General features: G+C 66.5%; 20 protein-coding genes. 10 read left to right on the top strand and 10 right to left on the bottom strand.

Going from position 1 to position 18,907, the window contains the following annotated elements:
* Positions 1-57 precede the first annotated feature (57 nt).
* Entirely contained in the window at positions 58-2,913 is a 2,856-nt protein-coding gene (rapA, locus tag IB232_RS06010; protein WP_192397625.1) for an RNA polymerase-associated protein RapA, read from the bottom strand.
* Between the two features lie 166 nt (positions 2,914-3,079).
* On the opposite strand from rapA, the gene IB232_RS06005 reads away from it, so the two are divergent.
* From IB232_RS06005 to ccoM, 4 genes are all read left to right on the top strand, one after another.
* Positions 3,080-3,379: an aspartate-semialdehyde dehydrogenase gene (locus IB232_RS06005; protein WP_192397624.1), complete on the top strand. Its 300-nt coding sequence runs from the start codon at positions 3,080-3,082 to the stop codon at positions 3,377-3,379.
* Positions 3,380-3,384: 5 nt separating this feature from the next.
* Positions 3,385-3,987 (top strand): alpha-ketoglutarate-dependent dioxygenase AlkB family protein, encoded by a 603-nt coding sequence (locus IB232_RS06000; RefSeq protein ID WP_192397623.1) that lies wholly within the window; start codon positions 3,385-3,387, stop codon positions 3,985-3,987.
* Positions 3,984-4,136 carry a hypothetical protein gene (locus tag IB232_RS05995; RefSeq protein ID WP_192397622.1) on the top strand — a complete coding sequence of 51 codons (153 nt, stop codon included), beginning with the start codon at positions 3,984-3,986 and terminating at the stop codon, positions 4,134-4,136. Before IB232_RS06000 ends, IB232_RS05995 begins: the two co-directional genes overlap by 4 nt.
* Positions 4,137-4,279: 143 nt before the next feature.
* On the top strand, positions 4,280-4,411 hold the full coding sequence (ccoM, locus tag IB232_RS23670; RefSeq protein WP_256662106.1) for a cytochrome c oxidase subunit CcoM: 132 nt from the start codon (positions 4,280-4,282) through the stop codon (positions 4,409-4,411).
* A 102-nt stretch (positions 4,412-4,513) separates the two neighbouring features.
* On the opposite strand, the gene IB232_RS05990 is transcribed toward ccoM, so the two are convergent.
* From IB232_RS05990 to IB232_RS05970, 5 genes are all read right to left on the bottom strand, one after another.
* On the bottom strand, positions 4,514-5,530 hold the full coding sequence (locus IB232_RS05990) for an AbrB family transcriptional regulator (RefSeq protein ID WP_192397621.1): 1,017 nt from the start codon (positions 5,528-5,530) through the stop codon (positions 4,514-4,516).
* The gene (locus IB232_RS05985) at positions 5,523-7,031 is read right to left on the bottom strand and encodes a tripartite tricarboxylate transporter permease (RefSeq protein WP_192397620.1); all 1,509 of its coding nucleotides are present in this window, start codon (positions 7,029-7,031) and stop codon (positions 5,523-5,525) included. The genes IB232_RS05990 and IB232_RS05985 overlap by 8 nt, the downstream gene beginning before the upstream one ends.
* Position 7,032: 1 nt before the next feature.
* Positions 7,033-7,479 (bottom strand): tripartite tricarboxylate transporter TctB family protein, encoded by a 447-nt coding sequence (locus tag IB232_RS05980; RefSeq protein WP_192397619.1) that lies wholly within the window; start codon positions 7,477-7,479, stop codon positions 7,033-7,035.
* 143 nt (positions 7,480-7,622) lie between these two features.
* Positions 7,623-8,597 carry a Bug family tripartite tricarboxylate transporter substrate binding protein gene (locus IB232_RS05975; RefSeq protein ID WP_192397618.1) on the bottom strand — a complete coding sequence of 325 codons (975 nt, stop codon included), beginning with the start codon at positions 8,595-8,597 and terminating at the stop codon, positions 7,623-7,625.
* Between the two features lie 29 nt (positions 8,598-8,626).
* Positions 8,627-9,895 carry an OprD family porin gene (locus IB232_RS05970; RefSeq protein WP_192397979.1) on the bottom strand — a complete coding sequence of 423 codons (1,269 nt, stop codon included), beginning with the start codon at positions 9,893-9,895 and terminating at the stop codon, positions 8,627-8,629.
* A 207-nt stretch (positions 9,896-10,102) separates the two neighbouring features.
* Between IB232_RS05970 and IB232_RS05965 the strand changes: the two genes are divergently transcribed.
* Together IB232_RS05965 and IB232_RS05960 are read left to right on the top strand one after the other, a co-directional pair.
* On the top strand, positions 10,103-10,774 hold the full coding sequence (locus tag IB232_RS05965) for a response regulator (protein ID WP_192397617.1): 672 nt from the start codon (positions 10,103-10,105) through the stop codon (positions 10,772-10,774).
* Entirely contained in the window at positions 10,767-12,161 is a 1,395-nt protein-coding gene (locus IB232_RS05960) for a sensor histidine kinase (RefSeq protein ID WP_192397616.1), read from the top strand. Before IB232_RS05965 ends, IB232_RS05960 begins: the two co-directional genes overlap by 8 nt.
* Here IB232_RS05960 and IB232_RS05955 read toward each other — a convergent pair.
* From IB232_RS05955 to IB232_RS05945, 3 genes are all read right to left on the bottom strand, one after another.
* A complete protein-coding gene (locus IB232_RS05955) occupies positions 12,155-12,910 on the bottom strand; it encodes a substrate-binding periplasmic protein (RefSeq protein ID WP_192397615.1) in 756 nt (251 codons plus the stop codon). The two genes, IB232_RS05960 and IB232_RS05955, sit on opposite strands and share 7 nt — an antisense overlap.
* A gap of 158 nt (positions 12,911-13,068) precedes the next feature.
* A complete protein-coding gene (locus IB232_RS05950; protein ID WP_192397614.1) occupies positions 13,069-13,905 on the bottom strand; it encodes an HDOD domain-containing protein in 837 nt (278 codons plus the stop codon).
* 111 nt (positions 13,906-14,016) lie between these two features.
* Positions 14,017-14,958: a YgfZ/GcvT domain-containing protein gene (locus tag IB232_RS05945; protein ID WP_192397613.1), complete on the bottom strand. Its 942-nt coding sequence runs from the start codon at positions 14,956-14,958 to the stop codon at positions 14,017-14,019.
* A 119-nt stretch (positions 14,959-15,077) separates the two neighbouring features.
* Between IB232_RS05945 and IB232_RS05940 the strand changes: the two genes are divergently transcribed.
* Together IB232_RS05940 and IB232_RS05935 are read left to right on the top strand one after the other, a co-directional pair.
* A complete protein-coding gene (locus IB232_RS05940; RefSeq protein WP_192397612.1) occupies positions 15,078-15,332 on the top strand; it encodes a succinate dehydrogenase assembly factor 2 in 255 nt (84 codons plus the stop codon).
* Positions 15,316-15,768, top strand: a complete 453-nt coding sequence (locus tag IB232_RS05935) for a protein YgfX (protein ID WP_192397611.1) — start codon at positions 15,316-15,318, stop codon at positions 15,766-15,768. The genes IB232_RS05940 and IB232_RS05935 overlap by 17 nt, the downstream gene beginning before the upstream one ends.
* Here IB232_RS05935 and nadB read toward each other — a convergent pair.
* Entirely contained in the window at positions 15,737-17,353 is a 1,617-nt protein-coding gene (gene nadB, locus IB232_RS05930) for an L-aspartate oxidase (protein WP_192397610.1), read from the bottom strand. The two genes, IB232_RS05935 and nadB, sit on opposite strands and share 32 nt — an antisense overlap.
* 345 nt (positions 17,354-17,698) lie before the next feature.
* Between nadB and rpoE the strand changes: the two genes are divergently transcribed.
* A complete protein-coding gene (gene rpoE, locus IB232_RS05925) occupies positions 17,699-18,280 on the top strand; it encodes an RNA polymerase sigma factor RpoE (RefSeq protein ID WP_137971491.1) in 582 nt (193 codons plus the stop codon).
* Positions 18,281-18,317: 37 nt separating this feature from the next.
* A complete protein-coding gene (locus IB232_RS05920; RefSeq protein ID WP_192397609.1) occupies positions 18,318-18,899 on the top strand; it encodes a sigma-E factor negative regulatory protein in 582 nt (193 codons plus the stop codon).
* Positions 18,900-18,907 lie beyond the last annotated feature (8 nt).

Raw genomic sequence — 18,907 nt, 5'->3', positions numbered from 1 at the left:
GTCGCGCGGCAATGAAAAAGGGCAGCCGAGGCTGCCTTTTTTGTTTTGCCGAACAGGTCAGCCGGCCACCAGCACCCGGATCGCCTCCAGACGCAGGGCCGCCTTGTCGAGGAAGGCCAGGCCGCTCTCGCGCTGCTTGCGCAGGGCCTCGATCTCGCTGCTGCGCACCGTCGGGTTGACCGCCTGCAGGGCGGTCATGCGGGCGATTTCCTCATCCAGGGTCGCGGTGAAGCGCTGGCGCGCCTCGCTCACCCGCTCGTTGTGGCGCGGTGCGATCTTCGCCTCGGCGGCGTTGATCTGCTTGGCCAGCACGTCGCGCTGGGCCTGCACGAACTTGTTGGCGCTGGCGCGCGGTACCGTCTCCAGCTGGTCGTTGAGGGTGTCGAAGGCGACCTTGCTGGCCAGGTCGTTGCCGTTGGGGTCGAGCAGGCTGCGCAGGGCTACCGGCGGCAGGAAGCGACTCAGCTGCAGGGCCTTGGGCGCCACCACTTCGCTGACGTAGAGCAGCTCGAGCAGCACAGTGCCAGGTTTCAGCGCCTTGTTCTTGATCAGCGCCACGGCGGTGTTGCCCATCGAGCCGGACAGCACCAGGTCCATGCCGCCCTGCACCATGGGATGTTCCCAGGTGAGGAACTGCATGTCCTCGCGGGCCAGGGCCTGGTTGCGGTCGTAGGTGACGGTCACCGCCTCGTCGTCGCCGAGCGGGAAGCTGGCGTCGAGCATCTTCTCGCTTGGGCGCAGCACCAAGGCGTTCTCGGAGTGGTCCTCGCTGTCGATGCCGAAGGCGTCGAACAGCTCTTCCATGTAGATCGGCAGGGCGAACTGGTCGTCTTGCTCATGGATATCCTCGACCAACTGCTGGCCGTTGCCGGCGCCACCGGAGTTGAGTTCCAGCAGACGGTCACGGCCGCTGTGCAGCTCGCCTTCCAGGCGCTCGCGCTCGGCCTTGGCCTCGTCCAGCAGGGTCTGCCAGAGGCCGTCGTCGCTGTCTTCCAGCAGTGGCAGCAGGCGCGGGCCGAACTGGTGCTGCAGGGCGTTGCCGGTCGGGCAGGTATTGAGGAAGGCGTTCAGCGCCTGGTGGTACCACTGGAACAGACGCTCCTGCGGGCTGTTCTCCAGGTACGGCACGTGCAGCTGGATGACGTGCTTTTGGCCGATGCGGTCGAGGCGGCCGATACGCTGCTCGAGCAGGTCCGGATGGGCCGGCAGGTCGAACAGCACCAGATGGTGGCTGAACTGGAAGTTGCGGCCTTCGGAGCCGATCTCGGAGCAGATCAGCACCTGGGCGCCGAATTCCTCGTCGGCGAAGTAGGCGGCGGCGCGGTCGCGCTCGAGGATGTTCATGCCCTCGTGGAACACCGTGGCCGGAATACCGGAGCGCACACGCAGGGCGTCTTCCAGGTCCATCGCGGTTTCGGCGTGGGCGCAGATCACCAGCACCTTCACGCGCTTGAGCATCTTCAGGGTGTCGATCAGCCAGTCCACACGCGGGTCGAATTTCCACCAGCGGGTGTCTTCGCTGCTGTCCTGGGCCTGGTAGCTGACTTCCGGGTAGAGGTCGGCGTGCTCGCCCAGCGGCAGCTCCATGTACTCCACCGGGTTGGCCAGCGGGTAGGGGTGCAGTTCGCGCTGGGGGAAGCCCTGCACGGCGGCGCGGGTGTTGCGGAACAGCAGGCGGCCGGTGCCGTGGCGGTCGAGCAGCTCGCGGATCAGGCGCGCGGCGGCGTCGCTGTCGCCATCGGTGACGGCGGCCAGCAGCGCCTCGCCCTCGTTGCCGAGGAAGCCGCTGATGGTGGCATGGGCCTTCTCGGACAGGCGGCCCTCATCGAGCAGCTCCTGCACCGCCTCGGCGATCGGCTTGTAGTTGGCGCTTTCGGCGCGGAAGGCATCCAGATCATGGAAGCGGTCCGGGTCTAGCAGGCGCAGGCGCGCGAAGTGACTTTCCAGGCCCAGCTGTTCCGGGGTGGCAGTGAGCAGCAGCACGCCGGGGATGGTCTCGGCCAGCTGTTCGACCAGGCGATATTCGTCGCTGGCCTTTTCCGTGTGCCAGACCAGGTGGTGCGCCTCGTCGACCACCAGCAGGTCCCAGCCGGCGGCGAAGGCGGCGTCCTGGGCCTTCTCGCTGTCCTTCAGCCATTCCAAGGAGACCAGCGCCAGCTGGGTGTCCTCGAACGGGTTGCTGGCATCGCTCTCGGCGAAGCGCTCGGCATCGAATAGGGCGACCTGCAGGTTGAAGCGGCGGCGCATCTCCACCAGCCACTGGTGCTGCAGGTTTTCTGGAACCAGGATCAGCACGCGGCTGGCGCGGCCGGAGAGCAGCTGGCGGTGGATTACCAGACCGGCCTCGATGGTCTTGCCCAGGCCCACTTCGTCGGCCAGCAGGACGCGCGGGGCCATGCGGTCGGCGACTTCGCGGGCGATGTGCAGCTGGTGGGCGATCGGCTGGGCGCGGGCGCCGCCCAGGCCCCACAGGCTGGACTGCAGCAGGCGGCTCTGGTGTTCCAGGGTGTGGTAGCGCAGGGCGAACCAGTTCAGCGGGTCGATCTGCCCGGCGAACAGGCGGTCGCTGGCTAGGCGGAACTGGATGAAGTTGGACAGCTGGGTTTCCGGCAGGCTGTAGGGTGCGTGCTGGGCATCGAAGCCGTGGTAGACCAGCAGGCCGTCGACGTCCTCGACTTCCTGCACGGTCAGCTTCCAGCCCTCGAAGTGGGTAATCTCGTCACCCGGGGCGAAGCGCACGCGGGTCAGTGGGGCGTTGCGCAGGGCGTACTGGCGAGTTTCGCCGGTGGCCGGATAGAGCACGGTGAGCAGACGGCCGTCGGAAGTGAGGATGGTGCCCAGGCCGAGTTCCGCCTCGCTGTCGCTGATCCAGCGTTGCCCCGGTTGGTACTGCACAATGCCACTACTTGCCATGAAATGCCCCAGCTGCGAAAAAAGCGGCGTATGTTAGCGGAACGCCGCGTCGAGAGCGACGCCCGTGGCTGAATCAATGCGTGCGGCCTGAGTCGAAAGTGTAGCGAGCGCCGGTTCAAGTTGGAGTCCATCCGGCCGACAGTTGGGTTAACCACGGAGAGCACCGATGCTGCCGCCCATTCCCCATAGCCTGGTCCCGGTCACCGCCCAACAGGACGTGATCAAGCCGCGCCCGGACATTCCGCCGGTGACGCCGACCAACGAGAGCTCCAACGAGAGCGCGGTGGAACTGGACAAACGGCACCCGCAGGAAGCCGAGGAGCTGCTGCGCGAGGAGCAGCGCCGGCGCCAGCGCCGTGGCTACACCCCGGAGGAGCTGGCCGAGCTGGAGGCCCACAACCCCGAGGAGGAAAAGCTGCTGGAGGAGCTGCCGCGCCAGGGCCTGTGGGTGGACGTGGAAGTCTGACCCGCGTGGATCTGTTCGATTCCCCAGTACTGGAACTGCCAGACGCCGAGCTGGATTTCCGCCCGCACTGGCTGGATGCGACTGTCGCCGAACAATGGCTGCAGCAGCTGGCCGCCGAGACGCCCTGGGAGCAGCCACAGCTGCTGATCCACGGTCAGCATTTCCCCGTGCCGCGCTTGCTGGCCTGGTATGGCGACCCCGAGGCCAGCTACCGCTATTCCGGCCTGATCCACCAGCCACTGCCTTGGACGCCGCTGCTGGCCGACATCCGCGCACGGGTGGAAGAGGTGGCTGGCCAGCCGCTCAACGGCGTGCTGCTCAACTACTACCGCGACGGCAACGACTCCATGGGCTGGCACAGCGACGACGAACCCGAGCTCGGGCGCAATCCGCTGGTCGCCTCGCTCAACCTTGGTGGGCCACGCCGTTTCGACCTGCGGCGCAAGGGCAGCGGGCGCATCGAGCATTCTCTGCAACTCGATAGCGGTTCGCTGCTGGTCATGGCCGGCGCAACGCAGCATCATTGGCAGCATCAGGTGGCGAAAACCCGCAAGCCGGTGGCGCCACGCATCAACCTTACTTTCCGCCTGATCCGGTCCCGACCATGAGCGACGACAAGCTGATCGACTTCACCGCCGAGCGCGGCAAGCGCATCCACGACCTGCATGACAAGAAGCTGGACGATATGCGCCAGGCCTTCGAGCAGGCCATGCCGCTTAAGGGCAAGGGTAAATCCAAGCCGAAGAAGAAGCGCTGAGCGTCCGCACACGCCAGTAGCCACCCGCCTGCGGCGCCCTGTCGCGGCGCCCACCTCACCGGACATTGATCCGGATCAATTCCCGCCGCCACGCCTCCTCTAATCTGAGCCCATCACGACACGGCACAGCTCAGGAGGCAGCCATGTTCCTCGATACCGTAGTTCTCGCCGGCATCGGCACAGTCGCCCTGATGGTCGCCTTCTTCGGCGGCGTCGGTCTCTTCATCTGGAAGGATTCGCACAAGAAAGCCAAGGCAATCGCCAAGGCCGAGTGATCCTTCCGAACCAGTGCACGCAAGGCATTTAGGGCGACTTCGGTCGCCCATTTTTTTGCCTGTTAAAAAAGAGGCCCGCACGCGGCGGGCCTAAACGTGGGTCTAGCCTCGTCGTTGCCACAGGCGGAAGGCTGGCTCGGCGAAGAACAGCACGCACATCAGGCGCAGCACCTGCAGGCCGGTGATCAGCGGTACCGACAGGGCCAGCGCCTCGGCGGTCAGGCTTAGCTCGGCGATGCCGCCGGGCATCATGCCGAGCATCAGCGAACGGTGATCCAGCGCGCCCAGCCAGCTCAGCGCCTCGGCTACCAGCGCGGCGGCGAGCATGGCCAGCCCGGTAGCCACCAGCACCAGGCCGATAAAGCGCGGCGCGCGACGGAAGAATTCGCGGTTGAAATGGCAGCCCAGGGCGCTGCCGATCAGCCACTGGCCGACTTCGCTGGTGCCGCCGGGCAGGCTCAGCGGGCGATCCAGCCATACCGCGCCGACGGCGGAGAACAGGATTGGCCCGAGCAGCCAGGGGTTGGGTTGGCGCAGGCGTTGCCAGAGCAGGGCGAACAGGGCGCCGCCGGCCAGCAGCGCGCTCAGGGTCGGCAGGTCGCTGGCGCCGCCGGCATGCGCCAGTGCGGGAGCGGCGCCCAGCCACCACTGGAACAGCGCCGGCACGCAGAGCACCACCAGCAGCAGGCGCACGCTTTGCCCGGCCGCCACTTCACCGGTCTGCGCGCCATTGCGCTGGCCGAGGTTGACCATCTCGCTGGCGCCGCCGGGCATGCTGGCGAAGAACGCCGTGGCGCGGTCGACGCCGGAGCGGCGCAGCAGGGCGATGCCGATCAGGCAGGTCAGGCTGGTGGCGAGCGCGCCGGCCAGCAGTACGCCGCCGTGAGCGAGTACCTGCTCGAGCACCGCCGGGCTGAAGTGCAAGCCGATGCCGGTGCCGACCAGCCACTGGCCCAGCTTGCGTGCACCAGGCACCTCGCCCAGTTCCAGGCCGCCGAGACAGCGCAGCAGCATGACCGCCAGCAGGGAGCCGACCATCCACGGCAAAGGCCAGCCCACCAGGCTGGCCAGGTAGCCGCCGGCGGCGCCGGCGACAGGGGTGAGCAGCCAGTTAGGCATGCGCTGCCTGCAGCTTGCGCCGGTTGCGCCACCAGCGGATGCCGGGCAGGGCCAGCATCAGGATGGCCAGACCCCAGAGCGCGACGGTGATCGGGCTGGACCAGAGGATCGCCAGGTCGCCGTTGCTGATCGACAGGGCGCGGCGCAGGTTGGATTCCATCATCTCGCCGAGGACGAAGCCGAGGATCAGCGACGACAGCGGAAAATCCATCTTGCGCAGCAGGTAGCCGAACAGGCCAAGCGCGGCCATCAGCACCAGATCGAAGGTGGTGCTGTGCACGGCGTACACGCCCACCACCGAGATGATGGTGATGGCCGGCACCAGGATCCAGGTCGGCACACTGAGCATGCGGGCGAACAGGCCGACCAGCGGGATGTTCATCACCAGCAGGATGACGTTGCCGATGAACAGCGAGGCGATAAGCCCCCAGACCACGTCCGGCTGCTGCTCGAACAGCAGCGGGCCGGGGGTGATGTTGTACAGGGTCAGGGCGCCGATCATTACCGCCGTGGTGCCCGAGCCCGGTACGCCGAGGGTCAGCATGGGGATCAGCGAGCCGCAGGCCGAGGCGTTGTTGGCCGCCTCCGGCGCCGCCACGCCACGCAGGTCGCCTTCGCCAAAGCGGCTGCTGGCACCGGCCAGACGCTTCTCGCTCATGTAGGTGATGGCGCTGGCGATGGTCGCCCCGGCACCCGGCAGCACGCCGATGACGAAGCCGGCAAGCGAGCTGCGCACGCTGCTCCACCAGGTGAAGGCGAATTCCTTGGCGTTGAACAGCATGCGCCCGCTGGCCTTGGCCGCCTGCTGGCCGGTGGCGGTGTGTTCGAGCATCAGCAGCACCTCGCTGACGCTGAACAGGCCGATCACCACGATGACGAACTGGATGCCGTCGGACAGGCCGACGCTGTCGAAGGTGAAGCGGTACACGCCAGTGGTGGCGTCGACCCCGACCGTGGCCAGGCCCAGGCCGATCAGCGCGGCGAGCAGGGTTTTGACCGGTTTGTCACCGACCATGCCACCCAGGCAGGCGATGGCGAACACCATCAGCACGAAGTACTCGGCCGGGCCGAAGGCCACCGCCCAGTTGGCCAGGATCGGCGCGAACAGCACCACGCCGATGGTGGCGATGGTGCTGCCGATGAACGAGCTCATGGCCGACAGCGACAGGGCGATGCCGCCCTTGCCCTGGCGCGCCAGCGGGTAGCCGTCGAGGGTGGTCATGATCGCCGCGGCGTCGCCCGGCACGTTGAGCAGGATGGCGGAGATGCGCCCGCCGTACTCGCAGCCCAGGTACACGGCGGCCAGCAGGATCAGCGCGGTCTCCGGCGGCAGGCCGAGGGCGAAGGCCAGCGGCAGCAGGATGGCCACGCCGTTGATCGGGCCAAGGCCCGGCAGCAGGCCGACCACAGTGCCGACGAAGGCGCCGAACAGCGCCACCAGCAGGTTGACCGGGCGGGTGGCGACATCAAAGCCCTGCATCAAGAAATTCAGCGTTTCCATCTCAGCTCTCCAGGAAAGCGGCGAACAGGCCCAGTGGTAGCGGCACGTCCAGCAGATAGTCGAACAGCAGGTACAGCAGCACGCCCATTAGGGCGCCGCTGATGGCGCTGAGCAGCGGGCGGCCGCCGAACAGCAGGCCGAGGGAGAAGCCCGCCAGAGCGGTACTGAGGATGAAGCCCAAGGGCTCGAACAGCAGGGCGTAGGCGAGCAGGGCGCCGATGCACAGCGCCACCTTGCGCGCCAGGGCCCAGGAAATCGGCAGGGTCGGCTCGCCGCTGGGTTTGCACAGCAGCCACAGGGCCGAGGCGGCCATCAGGGTCAGCAGCAGCAGCGGGTAGGCACGGGGGCCGACCGGGTCATACGAGAAGGGTGCCTGGAAGCCCCAGGCGACCACGGCGAGAAAGGCGCAGACGAGCAGCCACACCGCGGCAAACAGGCGGACGTACATGAGGAGTCCCTCAGGATAGGGGGTAGGGGGGAAGCGTCGGGAGCGACGGAAAGGCAAGGTGGAACGCGGCGAGGCGAGGGAGTTGGGTTAACCCAATGACCGAGCCGCCTTCCAACACAGCCTTTCCTGGCGCAGCAGCTTCCCTACTGAACCAGGCCGAATTCGCCGGCCAGGGCCTTGTAGTCCTGCACCTGCTTGAACACGTAGGCCTTCAGCTCGTCGCCGGTCATGCTCAGGGGGAACAGGTCGCGCTGCTCGCGCAGCTTGGCGAACTCGGGGCTGGCCAGCAGGGTGTCGAACTGGCCCTTCCACCAGGCGTAGTCCGCATCGCTCACCTCCGGGCCCATGTAGAAGCCACGGATCACCGGCCAGGTGATGTCGTAGCCCTGCTCCTTGGCGGTCGGCAGGTTGGCCAGCTTGCCCGGCAAGCGCTGGTCGGAGAGCACGGCGATGACGCGGATCTTGTTCGCCGCCAGTTGCGGGGTAACTTCACCGAGGCCGCTGGAGGTGACCTGCACATGGCCGCCGAGCATGGCGGTGAGGGTCTCGCCGCCGCCCTCGAAGGCAACGTAGCGCAGCGCCTTCGGGTCGATGCCGGCGGCGCGGGCGATCAGTGCGGTCTGCATCCAGTCCTGGCCGCCGATGGTGGCGCCGGCGCCGAAGACGATGCTGCCCGGGTCCTTTTTCAGGGCCTGGACCAGGTCGTCGAGGGTCTTGTAGGGCGAGTCGGCGCGTACGCTGATGGCGCCGTAGTCGGTGCCGATGCCGGCCAGCCAGCGCACGGCGTTCTCGTCGTAGCGACCGAACTTGCCCTGGGCCAGGTTGAGCAGCGAACCGGAGGAGAACGCGGTGATGGTGCCGGCGTCCTTCGGTCGTTGGGCGACCACCGCGTTGTAGGCCACGGCGCCGACGCCTCCGGGCATGTAGGTGACGCGCATCGGGGCCTTGAGCAGGCCGTTGTCCTTCAGGCCGCTCTGGGCCAGCTTGCAGGTCAGGTCGAAACCGCCGCCGGGCTTGGCCGGGGCGATGCATTCGGGGCGCTTGGGTTCGGCCAGCAGCTGGCTGGACAGGGCCAGGACACCGAAGGCCAGGGCGATACGGGACAGGGCAGTGTTCATCATCTTCTCCTGTGGAGTTTTATTGTGGCTTACCAGATCGGCAGCGAGTAGCCGACGATCACACGGTTCTCGTCCGCGTCGCGGGCGAAGCTGGAACGGAAGCTGGCGTTACGCAGGCGCACGTAGAGATCCTTGAGCGGGCCGCTCTGCACCACGTACTTGACCTCGGTGTTGCGCTCCCACTCGCGGCCTTCTTCGGTGCTGCCGGCGACCTGGGCGTTGTCGCCCTTGATGTAGCGGGTCATGAAGCTCAGGCCGGGTACGCCGAGGGTGGCGAAGTCGAAGTCGTAGCGCGCCTGCCAGGAGCGCTCCTCGGCGTTGGCGAAGTCGTTGATCTGCACGAAGTTGACCAGGAACGGGTCGCTGCCATCGATGTAGGCGAAGCCGGTGTCGCCCGTCAGGTGCTGGTAGCCGAGGCCGACCTTGTGCCCGCTGTGGGCGTAGGAGACCAGACCGTTCCAGGCGTTGTTGTCGACCTTGCCGGCCTTGGCCGAGCCGCTGTCGTCGCTGATCGACACGCGCAGGTCGGCGCTCAGGCTGCCGCCGCCCAGCGGCTGGCTGGCCAGCAGGCCGAGGAAGTGCTGGCGGTAGATGTCTTCGACGTCGGCGTAGTAGTAGCGCGCGGTCAGGCCCTTGGCGAAGGTCCAGTCGAGGCCGGCCAGGTCCATGTGCTCGGCGGTCACGCCACTGGCAAAGCGCCCATTTTTGCTGTTGAGGATGATGTCCTCGGAGTTGGTCGAGGCGCGGTCGATGACCTTGTCGAAGCGCCCGCCGAGCAGGCTCAGGTTGTCGAACTCGCTGGAGCTCAGCAGACCGCCCTCGAACACCTGTGGCAACAGGCGGCTGTCGCTGGCCTTGACCACCGGCAGCTCGGGGATATGCGAGCCGTAGCGGAGCTCGGTCTTGGAGAGCTTGACCTTGCCGGTCAGGCCCAGGCGGCCGAATTCGTCCGGGGTGCCGCCATCGTCCTGCACGGGCAGCAGGTCGGTGCCGGTGCGGCCGCCGCCGGAGTCGAGCTTGACGCCTAGCATGCCGAGGGCGTCGAGGCCGAAGCCGACGGAGCCTTCGGTGTAGCCGGACTGGATATCGAGCAGGAAGCCCAGGCCCCATTCCTCGCGCTTGTTCTGGCCATCGCCTTCGCGGAAGTCGCGGTTGAGGTAAATGTTGGTGGTGATGAGGGTGGCGCTGCTGTCTTCGACGAAGGCGGCGTGCGCGGCGGCAGGCGCCAGGGCGCAGGCGAGCAGGCTGAGGCTGAAGCGACGGACAGGCGCCGAGGCCTGCCGATGGGCAGATCGCATCATGTGGTCTCCGATTGTTGTTCTTGTCACACCGGAGCAACCACGCACCCGGCGTTTTATGGGTGGTTCTCGCCACCCTGTTCGCGATCCTAGGGGGCGAAACTTTCGCCAGGCTTTCAGGGTGAAAGAAAGCTGCGGCGGCCTTCACAGGCCGCCGGCGCTGGTTACACTCGGCGCATAACGACAAGATTTTTGGAGTGTGCCGACGTGCGAATCCTGCTGGTCGAGGACCATCTGCCCCTGGCCGAAAGCGTGGCCCAGGCCCTGCGTGGAGCGGGCCTGACCGTCGATGTGCTGCACGACGGGGTGGCCGCCGAACATGCCCTGGCCAGCGAGGACTACGCCCTGGCGGTGCTCGATGTGGGCCTGCCGCGCCTCGACGGTTTCGAGGTGCTGGCCCGTGTGCGCGGGCGCGGCAAGACCCTGCCGGTGCTGATGCTGACTGCCCGCGGCGAGGTCAAGGATCGCGTCCACGGCCTCAACCTGGGCGCCGACGATTATCTGGCCAAGCCCTTCGAGCTGACCGAGCTGGAGGCGCGGGTCAAAGCGCTGCTGCGCCGTAGCGTGCTCGGTGGCGAGCAGCAGCAGCGCTGCGGCGCGCTGGTCTATGACCTGGGCACGCGGCGATTCACCCTGGGCGAGCAGCTGCTCAACCTGACGTCCCGCGAGCAGGCGGTGCTGGAGGCGCTGATCGCCCGGCCGGGAAGGGTGATGAGCAAGGAGCAGCTGGCCGACCAGGTGTTCGGCCTGGACGAGGACGCCAGCCCGGACGCCATCGAGATCTATATCCACCGCCTGCGCAAGAAGCTGGAGGGCAACGCGGTGCGCATCGTCACCTTCCGCGGCCTCGGCTACCTGTTGGAGTCCACGGGTGAGTGAGGCCAGCGCCGGCAGCCTGCGTGGCCGGTTGCTACGGCGCCTGGCGGCGCTGCTGGCCATCCCGCTGCTGATCGGCAGCCTGAGCGCCTACTGGAACGGTCGCGAGGCCGCCGACGCCGCCTACGACCGCACCCTGCTGGCCTCGGCGCGGGCGATTGCCGACGGCCTGTACACCGAGGATGGCTTGCTGCGCGCCGATGTGCCCTACGTGGCGCTGGACCCCTTCGCCTACGACCTGGAGGGGCGCATCTTCTATCAGGTCAGCGACCTGCAGGGGAAACTGGTGTCCGGCTACGACGGGCTGCCAGCGCCGCCGCCGGCCACGCCACGTACCGATGATTACCCGGCGCTGGCGCGCTTCTACGACGGCGAATTCGATGGCGCTGGCGTGCGTGTGGTCAGCCTGCTTCAGCCGGTCAGCGAACCGGGGATGAACGGCATGGCGGAGATCCGTGTGGCCGAGACCGACGTGGCCCGCGTGCGCATGGCCCGCGGCCTGCTGCTCGACACCCTGTGGCGCATGGGCCTGCTGGCGCTGATCAGCCTGGCCCTGGTGTGGCTGGCGGTGAGCGCCGCGCTGCGGCCGCTGGAGCGCCTGCGCGCGGCGGTGGAAGAGCGTCAGCCGGATGATCTGCGCCCACTACCGCTGGTCGAGGCGCAGGACGAGTTGCGCCCGCTGGTGGCTTCCCTCAACCACTTCACCGAACGCCTGCGCCAGCAGTTCGAGCGCCAGGCCCAGTTCATCACCGATGCCTCCCACGAGCTGCGCACACCCCTGGCCGCGCTCAAGGCGCGTATCGAACTGGGCCTGCGCGAGCGCGAGCCTGCGCTGTGGCACAGCACCCTGGAGAAGGCGGCGCAGAGCACCGATCGCCTCACCCATCTGGCCAACCAGCTGCTGTCCCTCGCACGCATTGAGCGGGCCGCCCGCGCCATCGAGGAGGGCGGCGCGGAACGGGTGGAGCTGGCCCAGCTGGCCCGCGAGCTGGGCCTGGCCCTGGCGCCGCTGGCGCACCAGCGAGGTATTGCCCTGGCCCTGGAGGCCGAGGCGGAAGTGCCGCTGCGTGGCGAGCCGATGCTGCTGCACGAGCTGATCTACAACCTGGTCGACAACGCCCTGGCCCACACGCCGGTTGGCGGCAATGTGGTGCTGCGGGTGCTGAGCCCCGCCGTGCTGGAGGTGGAGGATGACGGCCCGGGCATTCCCGCCGAGGAACGCGAGCGGGTGTTCGAGCGCTTCTACCGGCGCAATCCGCAGGGCAGCGGTGCTGGGTTGGGGCTGGCGATAGTCGGCGAGATCTGCCGCGCCCACCGCGCCGAGATCGAACTGGCGCAGGGCGAGCTGGGTGGCTTGCTGGTGCGGGTGAGCTTTCCGCCGGCTCAGTAAGCGAGGCTCAGAGGCTGCTGGATTTCCAGCAGGTACTGGGACACCTTGCCGCTGCCCTGCAGGGATTTCAGGCCGCGGTTGAACTGCGCCATGCGCTGTTCGTTGCCGGGCACTTTCTTCGATAGCAGCAGGTGCAGGCTGTCGCTGCGCAGCGGTTGCGGGTGGAAGCTCAGCTGGCCGCGCGCCGCGCGGCTGAACCGGCTGTGCAGCAGGTCGAAGGCCACCACCTTGTCCATCGGGAACACGTCCAGGCGCCCGGCCAGCAGCATGCGCAGGCCCTGTTCCTCGTTGCTCAGACGCTTGACCTTGAGCGTGCCGTCGCGCTCGGCCTGCTGGAACGCCTGGCCGTAGTCATAGTCGATGGCGCCGCCGACGCGCAGCGGCTTGAGGTCGGCGACCTCCTTCCACTCGATCGGGTGGTCCTTGCGGTGGAACAGGTAGTAACCGCTGTCCACCACCGGTTCGCTGATGAAGAAGGCTTGTTCGCGCTCGGGGCTGCGCAGCCATACGGCGCTGCCGTCGCTGTTGCCACGCTCGGCGCTGCGCAGGGCGCGGGCCCAGGGATAGAACTCCCATTTCACCTGTATTCCTTCCAGGGCGAAGGCTTCCTCGACGATGCGTGAGGCGACGCCGTGGTGGGGCAGGTTCTGGCCGAGATAGGGACTCCATTCGCCGTTGGTCAGGCGTACGTCGTCGGCCGAGGCGGCCAGCGGGAGGAGCAGGGCGAACAGCAACGACAGCAGGCGCATGGCACGTTTCCTTACCTGAGCTGAGCGGGACGGAAGCGAGTCCTTCGCTTCCGTGGCGTACGGCTTTATCGCCGCCCGGGATGAGCCGGGCTTGCTTGCAGTCTAGTCAGGATATGCGTGGCCTGCGGAGACGGGCGACCAAGCGTCGCCCGCTCGGCTTACTGCAGCATGCTGGCGGCGGCTTCCATGGCCGCGGAGAGGTCTTCGTCGGCCTGCATGTCGACGTTCGGGTCGAGACCGAGCTTGGCGAAGGCCGGGATCTGGCTCCAGTCCAGCTGGGTGTAGGGATGCTCACTGCCCAGGTAGCTCTGCAGGGTGGCTACCTGAACGATGTCGACGTAATCGGCCTTCGCCGAGTTGCGGCTGAAGTCCAAGTGCTGGCTGGGCACGATGGCGATCGGCTCGGGGAACTCCCAGGCGCGCAGGATCTTGTCGCCGATGATCGGGTGGATCTTCTCGATCACGTGGTTGAGGCTGATCGAGTCGGCCAGCAGAGCGTTGTTCTCTTCCGCGTAGGTGAGGATCGGCAGCACGCCGATCTGGTGTACCAGGCCGGCCAGGGTGGCCTGGTCGGGCATCAGGCGGGTGTAGTGGCGGCACAGGACGTGGCAGATGCCGGCGATCTCGGTGCTCTTGTTCCACACTTCGCGCATCTTGCGGTCGACCACGTCGCTGGTGGCCTGGAACATCTGCTCCATGGCCAGGCCGGTGGCGAGGTTGCAGGTGTAGTTGATGCCGAGGCGGCCAACGGCCATCTGCAGGTCGGTGATTTCCTTGCTGGTGCGCAGCAGCGGGCTGTTCACCACCTTGATGATGCGCGCGGTCAGCGCCGCGTCGTTGCCGATCACCTTGCTCAGGGCGGGGATACTGATGTTCGGGTCTTCCGCCGCCTCGCGCACCTTCAATGCCACTTCGGGCAGGGTCGGCAGCACCAGCTCATCGTTTTCAATGGCCTGGATCAGTTCTTCCTGGACTTTCTCGGCAAGCTTGCTCATCTCGATTCTCGGGGCACTCGACCGCTTCAGTTTAGGCATTGAAGCGGACTTCGTTCAGGGATGTCGGGGTTTGTACCGCGTTTGCCCGGGGTCATGCATCAGCTTTTTTACCTAGCGCTGGATTTCGCGATCCGCGTCCAGTTGGTACGGCAGTTCCAGCAGCTTCAGGCCAGGGCCGTCGGCGCTGCCGAGGTGGATTCGACCATCGGCGACCGCATCTTCCTGTAGCACCGCCAGCAGCTCGGCGCCGCCTTCGGTGGTGGCGGCCAGTACCACTTCGCCGACGCTGGAACCGTGGACTGGCGAGAACAGCTCGCTGCCTACGACCGGCAGTTCGCCCTGGGCCAGGCTCAGACGTTGTAGACGCCGCTTGAGCTTGCCGAGGTACTGCATGCGCGCGACGATTTCCTGGCCGGTATAGCAGCCTTTCTTGAAGCTGACGCCGCCGACCGCCTGCAGATTGATCATCTGCGGGATGAACAGCTCGCGGGTGGCACCGAACACCTGGCCGACGCCGGCGCGCACCTGGCCGAGCAACCAGTCGTTGAGCGGCGCCTCGCGCAGTTGCGCGGCCAGGCGGCTGCGCAGGCTCTCAACTTGGTCCGCCGGCGCCCACAGCTCGGCGCGGCCGCCGGGCAGGCGAATGGCGGTCAGGCCGTTGGCGCGTGCTACGGCGTCAGCCTGTTGCGGCAGGTCCAGACCGAGGGCGAGCAGTGCGCTGTCGCCTCCGTCCAGGCCGAAGCGTACCCAGGCGGCGGATTCATCGGCCAGGCTCGACTTGGAGAACACCGCGTACTTCTTCAGGTCCGCCAACTGCGCCTCCAGCAGTTCGCCGGCCATGGCCAGCAGGTAGCCGTCGCCATCCTGCAGGATGCGGAAGCTGGAGGTCATGCGGCCCTTGGGCGTGCAGCGCGCGCCCAGGCTGGAGGTGCGTTCGTCGAGATAATTCAGGTTGCAGGTGAGCTGGCCCTGGAGGAACTTGGCGGCGTCGGGGCCGCGCACGGCGAGCAGGGCTTCGTGGTTCAGCAGGGTGAAGAAGGCGGAGTCGGCCATGGGCGATCGCTGGTTGCAAAAGACAAGGGCGTCATCATAGAGGCCCCCCGGAGCCTTGTCAGCGTGCCGAGTGCGTGCGGCGCCGGTATACTGCCGCTCCTTTGCACAGGAGCCGCTGCATGGCCGACGCTACCGAACTCAATCGACTCTTCTGGCACAGCCGCCGCGGCATGCTGGAACTGGACGTGCTGCTGGTGCCCTTCGTCAAGGAGGTCTACGCCAGCCTGGATGCCGAGGATCAGGCGCGCTACCGCAAGCTGCTGGAGTGCGAGGATCAGGACATGTTCGGCTGGTTCATGCAGCGCGGCGAGCCGGAAGACCCCGATCTGCGTCGCATGGTTCGCATGATCCTGGATCGTGTCCAGCCGAAGTGACGTCTTCGAATGCCATTGGCAGGCCTCGCGCCTGCTGCTGGCAGCCTATCTGTCGGCGCTGGCCCTGGCGCTGATTACCCTGTTCGTCGTCGAATTGCCGCTCTGGGCATCCCTGCTCGGTGCCTGTGCTTGCCTGCTGCGCGCCGCCTGGGTGTTGCCGCGGCAGATCCTGCTGCGTTATCCGGCGGCCTTTACCGGATTGCGTCGCGACGAGGAGGGCTGGCAATTGTTCAATACGCGCGATGGCTGGCAGCCGGTGCAGTTGCGTCCGGACAGCCTGGCGCTGCCGTTGGTCGTGGTGTTGCGTTATCGTCTGGCCGGTGAGCGGTGGGTACGTGGCCTGTGCATCCCGTGTGATGCGTTGCCGCGCGAGGCGCACCGGCGCCTGCGCGTGCGCCTGAAGTTCAGCCGGCGTAGGTGGGCGGCGCCAGGATAGTGTCGCGGGCCTCCGGCAGCATGTCCGGATAGTCCAGGGTGTAGTGCAGGCCGCGGCTCTCGCGGCGCAGCATGGCGGATTCGATCATCAGCTCGGCGACCTGGGCCAGATTGCGCAGCTCGATCAAGTCGCGGCTGACCTTGTAGTTGCTATAGAACTCGTCGATCTCGTCGAGCAGCAGGCGCACCCGGTGCTGGGCGCGCTGCAGGCGCTTGTTGGTGCGCACGATACCGACGTAGTCCCACATGAACCGCCGCAGCTCGTCCCAGTTGTGCGCGATGATCACATCCTCGTCCGAGTCGGTCACCTGGCTGGCGTCCCAGGCTGGTAGTGCCTGGGGCATCGGCACCTGGTCGAGCTGCGCGACGATGTCCTCGACTGCCGAGCGGGCATAGACGAAGCATTCCAGCAGCGAGTTGCTGGCCATGCGGTTGGCGCCATGCAGACCGGTGAAGCTGGTCTCGCCGATGGCGTACAGGCCGGGCACGTCGGTATGACCATGTTGGTCGACCAGTACGCCGCCACAGGTGTAGTGCGCCGCTGGCACCACCGGGATGGGCTGACGGGTGATGTCGATGCCGAACGCCAGGCAGCGTTCATACACGGTGGGGAAGTGCGCCTTCACAAATTCGGCTGGCTTGTGGCTGATATCCAGGTACACGCAGTCGATACCCAGGCGCTTCATCTCGTGGTCGATGGCGCGGGCGACTATGTCGCGCGGGGCCAGTTCTTCGCGCGCATCGAAGCGCGCCATGAAACGCTCGCCGTTGGGCAGCTTTAGATGGGCCCCTTCGCCGCGCAGGGCCTCGGTGACCAGGAAGCTCTTGGCCTGCGGGTGGTACAGGCAGGTCGGATGGAACTGGTTGAATTCAAGGTTGCCGACCCGGCAGCCGGCGCGCCAGGCCATGGCGATGCCGTCGCCGCTGGCCCCGTCCGGGTTGCTGGTATAGAGGTAGACCTTGGCTGCGCCGCCGGTGGCGAGGATCACGAAGCGCGCGTGGTAGGTGTCGACCTCGCCGCTTGTGCGGTTGAGCACATAGGCACCGACGCAGCGCTGGCCGGGTAGGCCGAGCTTGCGCTCGGTGATCAGGTCCACCGCCACCCGCTGCTCCTGCAGTTCGATGTTTGCACGCTGGCGGGTCTGTTGCAGCAGAGTGTTGAAGATGGCCGCGCCGGTGGCATCAGCGGCATGGATGATGCGCCGATGGCTGTGGCCGCCCTCGCGGGTGAGGTGGAATTCGAAACCGCCGTCCTCGCGATCCTGTTCTTCGTCGCGGGTAAAGGGCACGCCCTGTTCGATCAGCCACTGGATGGCTTCGCGGCTGTGCTCTACGGTAAAGCGCACGGCGTCCTCGCGGCACAGGCCGCCGCCCGCGTTGAGGGTGTCGCTGACGTGGGACTCCACGGTGTCGGCGTCGTCCAGCACCGCGGCAACACCGCCCTGGGCCCAGTAGGTGGAGCCGTTGGCCAGGTCACCCTTGCTCAACACGGCGATGCGCAGGTGCTCGGGCAGGGTCAAGGCGAGGGTCAGGCCGGCAGCGCCGCTGCCGATGACCAGAACGTCGTGCTGATGATGTTGGCTCATTTACTGCTGATTCCGCAGGGATCGAAATGGCGCCGCCTAGTATATAGACGGGGTGGCCGGCACAATAGCTGGGCTTATGACGTAGAAGAACACTCTGGAACTTTCTTAGTCGTTCAAGTTCCAACGACAGTTGCCAAATGTGCCTGTCGTATTGGAGCGGCGGCCTGATTGGCCAGGTTATTCATGCAGTAGTCGAATCGACGATGCTGTAACGCTTTGCAAGGCCATCGAGAGCCGAGCAAAGCTTCTTCGGAGGGGAGAACTTTTGCGCAACGCCCGAGTCTATCTTGGCAGACGGAAAGGCTGGCCGGCGCGGATCTCCTCCGGAACGCACGAGGAGTATTCATGCTAGCCCAGGAAGACGATCAGCAGCTGGTCGAGCGGGTGCAGCGCGGCGACAAGCGGGCCTTCGATCTGCTGGTACTTAAGTACCAGCACAAGATTCTCGGCCTGGTGGTGCGCTTCGTCCACGACAGTCATGAGGCCCAGGATGTCGCCCAGGAGGCCTTCATCAAGGCCTACCGGGCACTTGGTAATTTCCGCGGTGACAGCGCGTTCTATACCTGGCTGTACCGCATCGCCATCAACACGGCGAAGAATTATCTGGTCTCGCGGGGGCGGCGTCCGCCAGACAGTGACGTCAGCTCAGAGGATGCGGAGTTCTACGACGGAGATCACGCGCTCAAGGACATAGAATCGCCCGAGCGTGCCATGTTGCGGGATGAGATCGAGGCCACGGTGCATCGGACAATCCAGCAATTACCGGAGGATCTGCGCACGGCGTTGACCCTGCGCGAGTTCGATGGATTGAGCTACGAGGACATTGCCAGCGTCATGCAGTGTCCAGTTGGTACCGTGCGCTCGCGGATCTTCCGGGCTCGCGAGGCCATCGACAAAGCCCTGCAGCCTTTGCTGCAGGAAGCCTGAATGTGAGACAGCGGCGACAGCCAAGAGAGGAAACACCATGAGTCGTGAAGCCCTGCAGGAATCGCTGTCCGCGGTGATGGATAACGAAGCGGACGAACTGGAACTGCGTCGAGTGCTGGCGGCTGCCGGCGACGATGCCGAGCTGCGTGGCACCTGGTCGCGTTACCAGATTGCTCGTGCAGTCATGCACAAAGAGTTGTTCGAGCCGCGTCTCGATATCGCGGCCGCCGTTTCCGCGGCGCTTGCCGAGGAGGCAATGCCGACTGCGACTGCTCGTGGTCCGTGGCGCATGGTTGGACGAGTAGCGGTAGCTGCCTCGGTGACCTTGGCCGTATTGGCCGGCGTACGCTTCTACAATCAAGATGAGCTGGCCGGTGCCCAATTGGCGCAGCAGGGCGTGCAGCCCAGCCTGACTCTGCCGCAGGTGCAAGGCCCCGCTGTGCTGGCTGGCTATACTGAGGCGGCGTCGCCGTTGCAACAGAATGCCGAACAGTCCAGTTCGGGTTGGCACGAACAGCGTCTGCCTGCTTACCTGCGTCAGCATGCACAACAGGCTGCCGCCACCGGTGCTGACGCCGCGCTGCCTTACGCCCGAGCCGCCAGCCTGGAAAATCGCTGAGAGGGTAC

The organism is Pseudomonas sp. PDM15 (assembly GCF_014851565.1).
Lineage (GTDB): Bacteria > Pseudomonadota > Gammaproteobacteria > Pseudomonadales > Pseudomonadaceae > Aquipseudomonas.
This window is presented reverse-complemented; position numbering and strand designations above follow the sequence as displayed.